General features: G+C 70.9%; 9 protein-coding genes and 1 pseudogene. 4 read left to right on the forward strand and 6 right to left on the reverse strand.

Annotated features, from left to right (window positions below):
• Positions 1–7: 7 nt before the first annotated feature.
• Both ACTOWY_RS30035 and ACTOWY_RS30040 read right to left on the reverse strand, forming a co-directional pair.
• The gene (locus ACTOWY_RS30035) at positions 8–1,114 is read right to left on the reverse strand and encodes a GNAT family N-acetyltransferase (RefSeq protein WP_441312966.1); all 1,107 of its coding nucleotides are present in this window, start codon (positions 1,112–1,114) and stop codon (positions 8–10) included.
• Positions 1,104–1,622, reverse strand: a complete 519-nt coding sequence (locus tag ACTOWY_RS30040; RefSeq protein ID WP_247764155.1) for a pyridoxamine 5'-phosphate oxidase family protein — start codon at positions 1,620–1,622, stop codon at positions 1,104–1,106. The genes ACTOWY_RS30035 and ACTOWY_RS30040 overlap by 11 nt, the downstream gene beginning before the upstream one ends.
• A gap of 356 nt (positions 1,623–1,978) precedes the next feature.
• On the opposite strand from ACTOWY_RS30040, the gene ACTOWY_RS30045 reads away from it, so the two are divergent.
• On the forward strand, positions 1,979–2,581 hold the full coding sequence (locus tag ACTOWY_RS30045) for a class I SAM-dependent methyltransferase (protein ID WP_441312967.1): 603 nt from the start codon (positions 1,979–1,981) through the stop codon (positions 2,579–2,581).
• Between the two features lie 101 nt (positions 2,582–2,682).
• On the opposite strand, the gene ACTOWY_RS30050 is transcribed toward ACTOWY_RS30045, so the two are convergent.
• From ACTOWY_RS30050 to ACTOWY_RS30060, 3 genes and pseudogenes are all read right to left on the reverse strand, one after another.
• Positions 2,683–4,074, reverse strand: coding sequence for an NB-ARC domain-containing protein (locus ACTOWY_RS30050; RefSeq protein ID WP_441313051.1), 1,392 nt, complete (start codon positions 4,072–4,074; stop codon positions 2,683–2,685).
• Positions 4,075–4,260: 186 nt separating this feature from the next.
• Positions 4,261–4,491, reverse strand: a pseudogene (locus ACTOWY_RS30055) (helix-turn-helix domain-containing protein); the annotation flags it as partial.
• 372 nt (positions 4,492–4,863) lie between these two features.
• Entirely contained in the window at positions 4,864–7,719 is a 2,856-nt protein-coding gene (locus tag ACTOWY_RS30060; protein WP_441312968.1) for an ATP-binding protein, read from the reverse strand.
• A gap of 190 nt (positions 7,720–7,909) precedes the next feature.
• Between ACTOWY_RS30060 and ACTOWY_RS30065 the strand changes: the two genes are divergently transcribed.
• The gene (locus ACTOWY_RS30065) at positions 7,910–9,067 is read left to right on the forward strand and encodes a S8 family peptidase (protein WP_441312969.1); all 1,158 of its coding nucleotides are present in this window, start codon (positions 7,910–7,912) and stop codon (positions 9,065–9,067) included.
• Between the two features lie 69 nt (positions 9,068–9,136).
• On the opposite strand, the gene ACTOWY_RS30070 is transcribed toward ACTOWY_RS30065, so the two are convergent.
• Positions 9,137–10,075, reverse strand: coding sequence for a hypothetical protein (locus ACTOWY_RS30070; protein ID WP_441312970.1), 939 nt, complete (start codon positions 10,073–10,075; stop codon positions 9,137–9,139).
• Between the two features lie 187 nt (positions 10,076–10,262).
• On the opposite strand from ACTOWY_RS30070, the gene dhbC reads away from it, so the two are divergent.
• Positions 10,263–11,432, forward strand: a complete 1,170-nt coding sequence (gene dhbC / locus ACTOWY_RS30075) for an isochorismate synthase DhbC (protein ID WP_441312971.1) — start codon at positions 10,263–10,265, stop codon at positions 11,430–11,432.
• Between the two features lie 14 nt (positions 11,433–11,446).
• On the forward strand, positions 11,447–12,631 hold the full coding sequence (locus tag ACTOWY_RS30080; protein ID WP_441312972.1) for a 3-deoxy-7-phosphoheptulonate synthase: 1,185 nt from the start codon (positions 11,447–11,449) through the stop codon (positions 12,629–12,631).
• The last annotated feature ends 102 nt before the right edge of the window (positions 12,632–12,733 follow it).

The raw sequence follows: 12,733 nt of genomic DNA on the forward strand, positions 1-12,733 counted from the left end.
AACGGAATCAGTCTTCGTCGGCCTGCTGCTGCTTGGCCATTTCCTTCCGCAGGTCCGCGATCGGGTCCTGGTCGGGGAAGACCAGCTTGTCCAGCCGGGACAGCCTGGCGAAGGGGGACAGCGGTTTGCTGTAGCCCCAGGCCACTCGCAGGTGACAGCCCATCTTGAGCTTGGCCGCCTCGTTGGACAGGCCGAAGTCGATCAGGGTGAAGCCGCCCTCGATGGCGTGCCGGATGATCTGGTGCCCCATGAACCGGTGCACCGGGGTGCTGCCGATCCGCTCGTAGTCCGCGCCGCTGTAGGTGGACTCCAGCAGCTGACCGCGTTCCTGCAGCATGTCGAAGCACACCAGGTCATCGCCCTGCCAGGTCAGCAGCAGCACGCTCTCGGCCAGTGCGGGCACCTCGCGGAAGTACTCGCCGGGCAGCAGGATCTGGTCCGGGTCGTTGTACTTGTGGAACAGGTTGAGCCACAGCCGTTCCATGTCCCCGGCCAGCTTCGGACCCGGCCGGCCGCGGTGCACCTCGAACCGGAACCCGGCGGCCTCCACCCGGCGCGCGTCCCGCTTGGCGGTCTTGCGCGCCTTGGCTGGCAGCGAGGCCAGCCAGCCGTCCACCTCGGTCCACGGCACGTCCAGCACCGCGTCCGGGAACTGCGCCACCCGGCGGAAACCCAGCTCGGCGAACCGCGGCGCGAACGCCGCCTCCGGACCCGGGTCCCAGAAGTCGCGCATCAGCAGGACCTTGGCGCCCAGTGCCTTCGCCTCGGTGGTCATCGCGGCGGAAAGCAGGGGCAGGGTCTCGGCCACCACGGACTCGTCGCGGAACAGGAAACCGCAGCCCAGGTTGGCCGGTGAACCGGCGAGGAACAACGGGATCTTGATATTTTTCCACACCGGATAACGCATGAAGGCGCCGAACGCGGCGGCGATCAGCCTGCCATCGCGTTCGGCGGTGAAGAAGCGGAGGTCCCCGTCGATCTCCAGCCGACTCAGCAGATCCAGGTACGGCGCCGAGCGGGGTGGTTCCGGCAGAGTTAGTTTCGCCCATTCTGCCGGATCGACATCAATTTTTTTTGAGGTCCGGACGAGTAGTGTGCCGGGCTCACTCGGCATAGCGCGCCTCGGTCTCGGCGAAGAGCCGGCTCACGTTGACCTCCTCGCGCGCGTCAACCGCTTCCTCCAGGTAGCGCTTCTGGTCCAGCACGTAGGCCGCCTCCACCGTGATCCGGTACAGGGTGAGGCCCTCGGCCTGCTTGAAGAAGGCGAACTCCTCCTCCAGCGGGTCGATCAGCAGGTCGCCGGTGCGCTTGAGGAAGAGCAGAATCTGCTGGTCATCGTCTTCGATGGCGGTCGCGGTGCCGCTGAACTGGACGCCGTCGGCCTCATCGGAGGTGATCGTGGAGTTGTAGATGACCCCGGCCACCCGCGCGTCGCCCGCGATGGCCAGGCCGTGCCGGGAGTCGTTCTGGGAGGCGAAGTAGAGGTAGCCGGGCGCGGCCGGGGCGAAGGCCAGGGCGGCTGCCCAGGGTCCTGCGGCGTCCACCGTGGCCAGCGTCACGTACCGGTTCTCCCGAAGAATGGAGATTGCCCGGTCCGTGGCTTCGGTGAATTCTTGACCCACAGCTCCTCCTGAACTACATGTGTGTTGATAAACCGCCCGGATTTCGCTTGAATGCTACTGGGTTCATCACCGGCGCGCCAGGATCCGGCAGTACGTGTGATCACAACGGGAAGGTTGTCATGACGGGTGTCTCCATTGATCGGGAAGTGCTGGCTGGACTGGTTCCGCTGCTGCGGTGTCCGGCCTGCTCGATCCCGGCCCTGACGATCGGGTCTCGGGGGTTGGACTGCGATTCCTGTGGGCATCTCGCGCCATTTGTCGATGGCGTTCTCGATCTGGTCGCTAATTCTTCCGGTCCGGTTTCTGCCGGTGACAAACCTTACGAGGGCCTCAACGCCAAGCTGTACGGCTGGCTGATGAGCAGCCCGACCCGGCAGCGGCTGGACTCCTGGCTGCTCGGCCTGGACGTCAAGCGCTACTACAGCGAGATGGCCGACCGGATCGCCGGCCTGCCGGACGGTCCGATCCTGGAGATCCCGGCGGGCAACGGCCCACTGTTCAAGCAGGCCGCCGGCTACCGCGACCGGGGCCCGTGGATCTTCGCCGACCTGTCCTGGCACCTGCTCAAGCAGCTCGCGGCCAAGGTCGAGGCGGTGGGCGCGAAGAAGCACCTGATCATCCGCGCGGACGCCTGCGCGCTGCCGATCGTGGACGGCACCATGGCCGGGGCGGTGTCGATGTTCGGCATCCACTGCTTCCACGACAAGCCCGCGGTCTTCGGCGAGCTGCGCCGGGTGGTCGCCGACGAGGGCCAGATCGCGGTCAGCACGCTGACCACCGACGGCCACAAGCTTTCCCAGTACTACCACCAGATGAGCCAGAAGGACGGCACTTTCGCGCCGGACAACTCCTGGGCCGAGATCTCCACCGCTGCTCGCGGACAGGGCCTGGAGTTGCACGGCACCACCGGTCTCGGCTCCGCCAGGGTCTTCACCGCCCGCCCGAAGGTGCACAGCTGAGACCACCCTCAGCAGTCCCGCCCGGACTGCCCATGAGGAAAAAGGGGGTTCCCGCCATCGCCCGGCGGGAACCCCCTTCCTCGTGCTTTAGCTGCCTGCCGCTACGACGAGGCGTAGCGCTGGGCCGGAGCCGCCGCGTGCGCGATGTTGCCCAGCGCCGCCGCCTCTCCGGTCCGGCTGCCGATCTCCCGGAACACCGCGGCCGACCGAAGGTAGTGGTCGACCCCTTCCTGGTGTCGCTGCAACCGCTCGTTGGCGGTGCCCAGGTAGAGCAGCACGTAGCCTTCCTTGCGCTTGTCGCCCAGCCGCTTGGCCAGCACCAGCGCCTGCCGCAGCAATCTGAGGGCCTGGCCCTCCTGCGAACCGGCGCCGCCGAGTTCCATCCCAGAGGCGGCCCGGAGCCGGTCGAACTCGACCGAACCCGCGTCCTCCACCGGGGACCGCAGTTCCCTGGCGGCGAACCGCCCGGAGACCGTGGTCGGCTTCGGCTGCTCGTAGACGCTGCTGATGCTGATCGCGGTGTGGATCAGCCAGTCCAGCAGCCGGTTCTCCGCGGCGAACTTGGCGACGGGATCGCTTTCCTCCCGCAACCGGTCCTCCGCGAAGGCCCGCACCACCTCGTGACAGGTGAAGAACTCCGAGTCGCCGATCGGCGTGACCAGTCCACTGACCGCCAGCTCGTTGAGCAGCGCGGTGCCCTCGGTGGAGGTGCACTCGGTCAGCACGCTGGTCATCTCCGCGCAGTACCGGCTCTCCGGTGAGAGGGCCAGCCTGCGCAGTGCGAGCTGTGCCGCGGGTCGCAGCAACCGGTAGGCCACGGCGAGTGCGGCGTGCACCTGCACGCTTCCCCGCACGGTCGGCGCGATCCGCCTGCCCACCTCGAGCAACCGCTTGCTCAGCTCGACGGCGGGCAGTTGGGGATGACCGGCCAGCATGCCGCCGACCAGTCGCAGTGCCAGGGGCAGTCGCCCGCACAGGCGGGCGAGGTGGCGCAACTGCTCCTGCTGGGCGGTTGCCCGGTGTGGGCCGACGGCGCGCCCCAGCACGGCCATCGCCTCATGTTCGGCCAGTGGCTCGACCTGGAGCCGTTGCACCGCCGTGAGTCCGGTCAGCGGCTGCCTGCTGGTGATCATCACCAGGCAGGTGGAGCTGACCGGCAGCAGTGGCTGCACCTGTGCCTCGCTGACCGCGTTGTCCAGCACGATCAACGCGCGCCTGCCGTGCAGCAGCGAGCGATAAAGCCTTGCCCGCGCCTCCAGTTCGGTGGGGATCCCGTCCCTCGGCACACCGAGCGCGCCGAGCAGCATCCCCATGGCCGCCCCCGGGTGCAGCGGACGATCGCTGTTGGCCCGGAGGTTGACGAAGAACTGACCACCAGGGAAATCCCTGGTCAATTGCCTGGCCAGGGTGACGGCCAGCGAGGTGGTGCCCACCCCGGTCGGTCCGGACAGCACCACGGTCCGCGGCGCGGACGCGCGAGACGCCCTTGCCATGGCCCGCAGCCAGTCCAGATCGGCACTGCGCCCGGTCAGTTCCTCGGTGATTTTCGGTAGTTCCAGGCTGCCGAACGCGGCACGTGCTACCCCAGATGTGCCGTGCGCCGGCAGTACGGTCGGCCTGTCCCCATGACGGCTCAACCGGAATCGCCCTGCCCTCGCGGCCCGCTCGAACTCCCTCAGTTCGTCGCCGGCCAGTCGCAAGGTCGCCGCCAGTGCACCGACGGTGCGCTGCTGCGGTCCCCTCGCTCTCCCCCTCTCCAGATCACTGATCGTCCTTACGCTCAACCCGGAGCACATCGCCAGATCTTCCTGGGTCAGGCCGTTGGCTCGCCGGTGCCGCAGGAGCATTCCCCCGAAGTCTCCTGAAGTTAAGCGAACCTCATCCGGTGTTGAATTTTGAACTGTTGACATCCTTCCTCCCGGTGCGCGCTGCGGCAATCGGGCTGACGGGCACCCCGAATTGGTCGACCACCGGGCCCCGGTGGTGATCGACCTGCCGCCCCATAGCCAGTCTGGACGCTGTGTCGCAACCCTCGCCAGTGTGTTGACAAAAGCTCAAATGAAGCTGCGCCGTCTCACCTGAATCACGTAATGATGAGCACTGTCCTGTAACCCTCGGTGACGACGACTGGGGTGACTGGCCGGTACCCCAGCTCAGCGTGATCTCCAGACTCTGCAGTTTCACCTAGATTCCGGCTGATCAAGCCCGTTTTGCTGGCAGGAAACCGCCGTCAACCGGGCACGGATCGCCCGATCGGGCGGACGTCTGGCTGCACGATCGAGCTAACTCGGAAGATCTACCAGGTCAGTCCTGGAGGCCAGACCGAGCTTGCGCAGCACCTTGGCCACGTGCTGCTCCACCGTGCGCGGTGAGAGGAAGAGCACCTCGGCGATCTCCCGGTTGGTGCGGCCGTGGGTGAGCAGCCGGGCCACATCGCGTTCCCTCGGCGAGAGTTCCGGCCCGTAGCCGCGGCGGCCGCGCCTGGCCGGGGCCGCGGGCGCGGTGAGCCCGTGTTCGCGCAGGTGACGGCGACAGCTGGCGGCGTCCCTGGTGGCGCCGAGGCGGTCGAAGGCGGCGGCCGCCTCGGTCAGTTCGTCCACCGCGGTCTCCCCGGCGGTCAGCCGCAGCCGGGCGGCCTCCTGCCGGGCTTGCGCGGCCAGGTAGGGATGCGGCAGCCCGGCGTAGGCGGTCGCGGCGGCGGTGAGCGCCTCGGCCCCGGCGAGCAACCGGCCGCGGGCGCCCAGCAGCAGGCCCTGGCCTGCCAGCACCGCGGCGGCGGCCAGTGGCGCGTCCTTGCCGGTGGTCTCGGCGGTGAAGGTGGCCAGCAGTTCGGCGGCCGCGGGCAGCTGCCCGGTGTGGATCCTGGCCACCAGGGCCAGCGGCAGCAGTTCCGCCGCCCACAGCCAGACGCCCTTGCGGCGCACGATGGACAGGCCCTGCTCGGCATGCGCGAGCGCGCCCTCGTACTCGGCCCTGGACAGCTGCATCTGGGTGTACGCGGCGGCCGCGGTCATGATCACCGGGGTGAAGGAGTCCTCCGGGGCGTCCAGCCCGGTGGCGCCCAGGTGCGCCTCGGCCTCCGGCCATTCGCCGCGGGCCACCGCGAGCTGGCCGAGCACCAGGGACAGCTCGGTGGCCACCGGCCGCAGGTCCCGGTAGTCCTCCAGCTGCCGGGCGCAGCGATCGGCCAGGCCGTCCCAGCCGCCGGTGCAGAAGTCCAGCCTGGCCGCGGTGGCCCTGGCCACGCTCACGATGAACGGCATGTTGCCGTCCAGGGCCAGCTGCAGCCCCGGGTCCAGCCAGGTGCGGGCCCGCCGGTAGTGGCCGGTGGTGGCGAAGGAGTCGCCGAGGTTGCAGTAGGCCCTGGTCAGGTGCTGCCGTCCGGCCTCGGTGGCGGCCTGCCTGGGCAGCCGGTCCAGGTCGGGGTGGACGCCGGGGTCGCCGATCAGCGCCCGGGAGCCGAGCTGGTTGGCCAGCAGGTTGAGGGTCAGATCCGGGTCGGGGTCGGCCTCGATGACCTCCTGCACCCTGGCCATCCAGCGCAGGTTCTCCCGCAGCGGGGTGGTGCCGCGGAAGGGCTGGGCGAGCACGGACATGGCCTTGGCGCCCAGTGCCGAGTGCTCGCCAAGCTCGGCCACGGCCATCGCGATGTCCTGGTGCCCCTCGGTCAGCCCGCCTGCCTGGCGGACCAGCAGGAAGCCGAGGTTGAGCCGGGTGGCGCCGCGGGCGGCTGGGGAGAGCCGGGGGTCGTCGAGCACCCGGCGCAGCACCGCGGAGACGTCGAGCTGCTCGACCCCGCGGACCGCGTTCGCGCCGAGTTTGCCCGCCAGCCGGTCGATGTCGGGGGTGCTGAGTTCGGGCAGTTCGACCAGCTGCTGGTAGAGGTCGGTGGCCAGGCCCGCCTCGCCGACCGCGGCGGCGTGGTCGGCCGCGGCCTCGCAGTGCCGCCGCCAGCCCGCCCGGTCGCCCGCCTCCCGGCTGTGCCGGGCCAGCTGCACCCATGGGGTGGGTTCGGCGACGGCGAGTTCGGTGGCGGCGCGGGCGTGCAGCAGCCGCCGGTCCGGGCCGGGAATGGTGTCGTAGACGGCTTCCTGGGCCAGCGAGTGCCGGAACCCGTAGCGGCGGCCGGGCAGCTCGTGCAGGACAACTCCGGCCAGCGCCTGCACCAGGGCGGCGCCGACCTCCCCGGTGGTCATCCCGGCCACGGTGGCGAGCAGGTCCTCCTCGGCTGGCACGCCGAGCACGGCGGCGGCGCGCACGATCCGGGCGGCCAGCGGGTCCAGCGCGGCCAGGCGTTCGGTGGTGGCCTCGCGCAGCAGCACCGGGACCCGCAGGTGGTCGAGCAGGCGGCGGGCGGTGGCGGTGCGCACCTCGCCCGCGTGGTCGCGCAGGGCGTGCAGGGCTTCCTCCACCACGAACGGGATGCCCGCGGTGCGTTCGTGCAGCCGGGCGGCGAACCCGGCGGCCGGCAGCGGAGTGCCAAGGATTGCGCGGGACATCTCGTGCACCCCGGCCACGTCCAGCGGGGCGAGCCGGAGCATGGCCGCGCTGACCCCGTGCGCCGGCCGGAACGCGCTGCCGAGCAGGGCGCCGCCGAGGTCCTCCCGGCGGTAGGTGACCACCAGGGCCAGCTCCGGCGGCGGACTGGCGACCAGGAAGCGCAACAGGTCCCGGCTGCCGTCATCACCCCAGTGCAGGTCCTCGACCACGAGCAGGGCGGGTCCGGCGGCCACCAGCAGCTCACGCACGGCCCGGAACAGCCGGTGCCGCTCGCCCGCCGGGTCGCCGAGTGGTTCGGGCTGGGCTGGCAGCCGGTGCGCGATCTCGGGCAGCAGCGGCCGCAGTGCCCCGGTGACCGGGTTGAGGCCGGGGCCGACCCGGTTGCCGAGCCCGCCGAGGGCCTCCAGCACCGGGCCGTAGGGAAAGGGTTCGCGCAGCGGCTGGCAGTGCCCGAGCAGCACCGGGGTGCCGATGCCGGTGAGCAGTTCGCGCAGCAGCCGGGTCTTGCCGATGCCCGCCTCGCCCTCGACCAGCACCAGCGCCGGTGGCCGGGCCACCGCCTCGGCCAGGATGCCCAGTTCGCGGTGCCTGCCGACCAGCACCGGTGAACTGGTGCGCAGGCCGTTGTCCCTCGCCATCGCACGCTCCCCAGGTGTGTGGACCAATCGTCATCTTCGCTGGTCCCGCTGGCGAGCGCGTCCCTCCGGACGAAGGGTTTTCAGTGAGTACCGGCCGAAGGAAACTGAAACGGCTGTGAAGCCATTGTTTCCGCTTACCGTTCGAGTTGTTCGCCAGAGACGATTTCCCTGCAATCGGAAGGCTGGGCACATGCGAAAGTCGACGGTCGTCGTCTGTCTGACCGCGGTGGCGTTGAGCGCTGCCGCGGGAATCGGGGCCGGTCCGGTCTTCGCCGCCGAGGCGGCGGTGGTCGGCGCGTCGGCGCCGGTGCCGGGCAGCTATATCGCCGTGCTGAAGGATGTCCCCTCCGCCGCCTCGGCGGCCACCCTGGCCACCCGCTACGGCGGCGAACTCGGGGACACCTACACCGCCACCATCCGCGGTTTCCACGTGCGCGATCTGACCCCGGTGCAGGCCCGCAGGCTGGCCGCGGACCCGGCGGTGCGCACCGTGTACCAGGACGGCACCGCACGGATCGCGCAGAGCGTCACCTGGGGCCTGGACCGCTCTGACCAGCGCGCACTGCCGCTGGACCGCAAGTACAGCCCGGTCGGCACCGGCGCGGGCGTGACCGCGTACGTGATCGACAGCGGCATCCGCAAGTCGCACAGCGAGTTCGGCGGCCGGGCCGCGATCGGCGCGGACTTCCTCAACGACGGCCAGAACGGCAACGACTGCAACGGCCACGGCACGCACGTCGCGGGCACCATCGCGGGCAAGACCTACGGCATCGCCAAGGAGGCCAAGGTCGTCGCCCTGCGCGCGCTGGGCTGCAACGGCAGCGCGCCGGACTCGGCCGCGGTCAGCGCGATGGAGTGGGTCACCAAGAACGGGGTGCGCCCCGGCGTGGTGAACATGAGCCTGGGCATGGACAACGTGGGTGTCGGCGATGAGGCGCTCAAGGCCTCGGTGCGGGCCGGGTTCACCTACGTGGTGGCCGCGGGCAACAGCTCCGCCGACGCCTGCGGCACCAGCCCGGCCCGGGTGCCGGAGGCGATCACCGTGGGCGCCACCGGCCGCACGGACAACCGGGCGAGCTTCTCCAACTTCGGCCGCTGCCTGGACATCTTCGGGCCGGGGGAGGGCATCACCTCGGCCTCGCACAGCTCGGACACCGGCACCACGAGCATGAGCGGCACCTCGATGGCCAGCCCGCACGTGGCCGGTGGCGCGGCGCTGGTGCTGGGCGCGAACAAGAACGCCAGCCCCGCCGAGGTGCTCAAGGCGCTGCTGGACAAGTCCACGCCGAACGTGGTGAAGAACCCGGGTTCCGGTTCGCCGAACAAGCTGCTCTACGTCGGTAAGTGAAATTTCCCATCAACTGAAACGACGCAGCACTCCCGCCCGCTATCGCCATTCGCGGGCGGGGGTGATGTCTCAGTTCCATTCCCAGCGCAGTCCGACAATTCCGGCTGGCACGTCCAGGGCCACCAGGTGCGCGGTGCGGAACGCCCCGATCCACACGTCCTGCCGCCCGACCTCCGCCGCCCACAACCCGTGCCGATAGGTCTGGAAGCAGCGGCTGGGCACCGCGTCCCGGTGGAACTCCACCTGGGCCACGTACTCCCGCACGGGCCGCCGGAACCGGTGGAGCCTGCTGGCCGAACTTTGCCCCGCGGGCCAGACCACCTCGTACTCCAGCACCGCGGTCTCACCCACCCGCAGCATCCGGTCCAGGATCAGCTCGGCCACCACCAGCCGCTGATCCGGCCCGATCCGGCTGCGCCCCAGCCGGCAGGACCGCCGGGCGGACACCGTGGGCGCCGCGCCCTCGCCGAGGTAGGTCACCGCACACCGGTCCACCCCGTCCACTTCGGCCCTGATCACCGCCCGCACCGTGCTGGACCCGTCCACCCCGTGCTCGTTGACCACGTGCACCTCGTGCAAGCTCAGGTAGGTCAGCTGCTCCTCGGTCGGCGCGCCCAGCGACTCCAGCAGCCCGGACAGGGTGGCCGCGTCCTCCCACAGCGTGTCCAGCGGCCGCACCGGGAAACTCCGGCTGAGCCAGCGCCCGCGCGGCCGCCGCGGCCCGAGCAACGCCAGCAGGGTGTGCCTGGGCAACCCGAGCACTTCCTCCAGGACCCCCACCGCGGCCAGCGACTCCCGCCGCTCCGGCTGGGACCGGCCCCGCCGCCAGTAGCTCAGGGTGGACAGGCTGACCCGCACCCCGCGCTGGGCCAGCCTGCGCTGCAGCGAGTCCAGGCTGAGTCCGCTGCGCTCGATGGCGCTGGTCAGCAGGGCGGGGAAGCTGTCCGGCACGGTCAGGTCAGGCTCGCCGGTGCGGGGGGCGGGCAGCGGGAACGAGCGCAGGTGCATGGCCGTCACTGTCCGGCGATGTTCGGCGGGCGAACAATCCGGAGCCCGGTAGGTAGGGGGTACGCGACTTATTCACGCCGGTGATCAGAGTCACCCGTCCGGGTGGTAGTTGAGGCCGCGCGGCAGACTAGGTTCTACTAACGAAGGTTAGCCTTCCCTTAGCAAGCTGCTGACGAAGTGAGGACGCATGACCACGCGGCACGCCAGCACCGTGAGCCCGGTTGAGCTGCTGTCGGAGTACCGCGCCGGATCGTCCTTCTTCTTCTCCTCGCCACGGGGAGTGCTGCTCGCCGAGGGTGTGGCCGCGCCGGTGCCCAGTGTCGCCGCCCCGGGCGAACTGCGTGCGCTGCCCGGCCGGGTCGCCCAGGTGCTGGCCGAGGCCGAACCCGGGGCGCTGGTGGTCGGCGCGGTGCCCTTCGACCACAACGCCGCCGCCAGCCTGGTAGTGCCCGAGGTGGTGCGCCGGGCCGAGCCGTTCTCCAGCGCGGTCCGGCTGCCCGAGCTGAGCATGAACGTGCCGGAGTGGGAGATCACCCCGGTGCCCGAACCCGCGGCCTATGTGCGCTCGGTGCGCGCCGCGCTCACGCCGCTGGGTTCGGGCGAGCTGGACAAGGTGGTGCTGGCCCGTTCGCTGGCGCTGACCGCGCCGACCACGGTCGACCTCGGCCGCCTGCTCAACAACCTCATCCGCCGGGACCCCGCCGGCTACTCCTTCGCTGCCGACCTGCCCGGCCGCACGCTGATCGGGGCCAGCCCCGAACTGCTGCTGTCCCGGCGCGGCGGCAAGGTGCTGTCCAACCCACTGGCCGGGTCGGCCGCCCGCAGCGCCGATCCCGAGGAGGACCAGCGCCGCGCCGCCGCCCTGCTGGTCTCGGCCAAGGACCGGCACGAGCACGCGGTGGTGGTGGACGCGGTCGCCGCCGCGCTCCGCCCCTACTGCCGCACCCTGGAGGTGCCCGCCGCCCCCGAGCTGGTGCGCACCGCGACCATGTGGCACCTGTCCACCAGGGTCACCGGCGAACTGGCCGACGAGCGCAGCTCCGCGCTGGAGCTGGCCGCCGCGCTGCACCCGACCCCCGCGGTGTGCGGCACCCCGGTGGACAAGGCCAGGGACACCATCAACGCCCTAGAGCCCTTCGACCGCGGCTTCTACACCGGCATGGTCGGCTGGTGCGACGGCCGAGGGGACGGCGACTGGGTGGTCACCATCCGCTGCGCCGAGGCCGACGACCACTCGCTGCGGTTGTTCGCCGGGGCAGGCATCGTCGGGGACTCCAGCCCGGAGGCCGAACTGGCCGAGACCGCCGCCAAGTTCCGCACCTTGTTGCTGGCCATGGGCATCGAGCAGATCGCCTGAGCTGGAGGTCTCCGATGCACACCGAGCTGATCCGCGAGTCGCTCGCGGCCGAGGAACTGGCGTACTGGCAGCTGCTGCCCGCGCGCCAGCAGCCCAGCTGGACCGATCCGGCGCTGGCCGCGGCGCACCGTGCCGAACTGGCCGCGCGGCCGGGGCTGGTGCACTGGACCGAGGTGGACGGGCTGGGCCGCTGGCTGGCCGAGGTCGCCGCGGGCAGCGCCAAGGTGGTGCAGGCCGGTGACTGCGCCGAGGACCCGGCCGAGTGCACCCCGGAGCACATCGCGCGCAAGGTGGCCATGCTGGACGCGCTGGCCGGAGTGGTCGGCGGCGGCAGCGGACTGCCGGTGGCGCGGGTGGGCCGGTTCGCCGGTCAGTTCGCCAAACCCCGCTCCAAGCCGTCGGAACGGCACGGTCAGCTGGACCTGCCCTCCTACCGAGGGCACCTGGTCAACGGTCCCGAGGCCGACCTCGCCGCCCGGCGCCCCGACTCGGCCCGGCTGCTCTCCTGCTACGAGGCGGCCAGCGTGGCCGTCGGCGCGCTGCGCGGCGCGCGCAGGCCGTTCGGCCAGCCGGTGTGGACCTCGCACGAGGCCCTGGTGCTGGACTACGAACTCCCGTTGCTGCGCAAGAACCCCGATGGCGAGACCTTCCTGGCCTCCACGCACTGGCCGTGGATCGGCGACCGGACCCGGCAGCCTGACGGCGCGCACGTGCGCCTGCTCGCCTCGGTGGCCAACCCGGTGGCCTGCAAGGTCGGCCCGACCACGCCGCGCGCCGATCTGCTCAAGCTGTGCGAGGTGCTCGACCCGCACCGCACCCCTGGCAGGCTGACGCTGATCGCCCGGTTCGGCGTGCGCCGGGCGCCGGAGCTGGCGCCGCTGGTGGCCGCGGTGCGCGCGGCGGGGCATCCGGTGGTGTGGCTGAGCGATCCCATGCACGGCAACACGATCAGCGCGGCAGGCGGGGTCAAGACCCGGCTGCTGGCCGATCTGATCGCCGAGGTCAGCCAGTTCCAGCGGATCGTGCCGGAACAGGGCGGCATCGCGGGCGGCCTGCACCTGGAAGCCACCCCGGACCCGGTGACCGAATGCCTGGGCGCCGGTGTGGAGGCCGATGACCTGGGTCGCTACTACACTTCGCTGTGCGACCCCCGGCTGAACCAGCAGCAGGCCATCACCCTGGCCGCGGCCTGGCGCTGACCGTTTTGTCCAGCTGAACCTACTCAGGTCGGTAGCGCCAACGCTTGCATCAGGTCGATAGTTCGGAGTCCGCCGCCACGTTAGGAAATTTTCCTCACTTGG

Origin of the sequence: Crossiella sp. CA198 (assembly GCF_052078295.1) — a bacterium.
GTDB lineage: Bacteria > Actinomycetota > Actinomycetes > Mycobacteriales > Pseudonocardiaceae > Crossiella.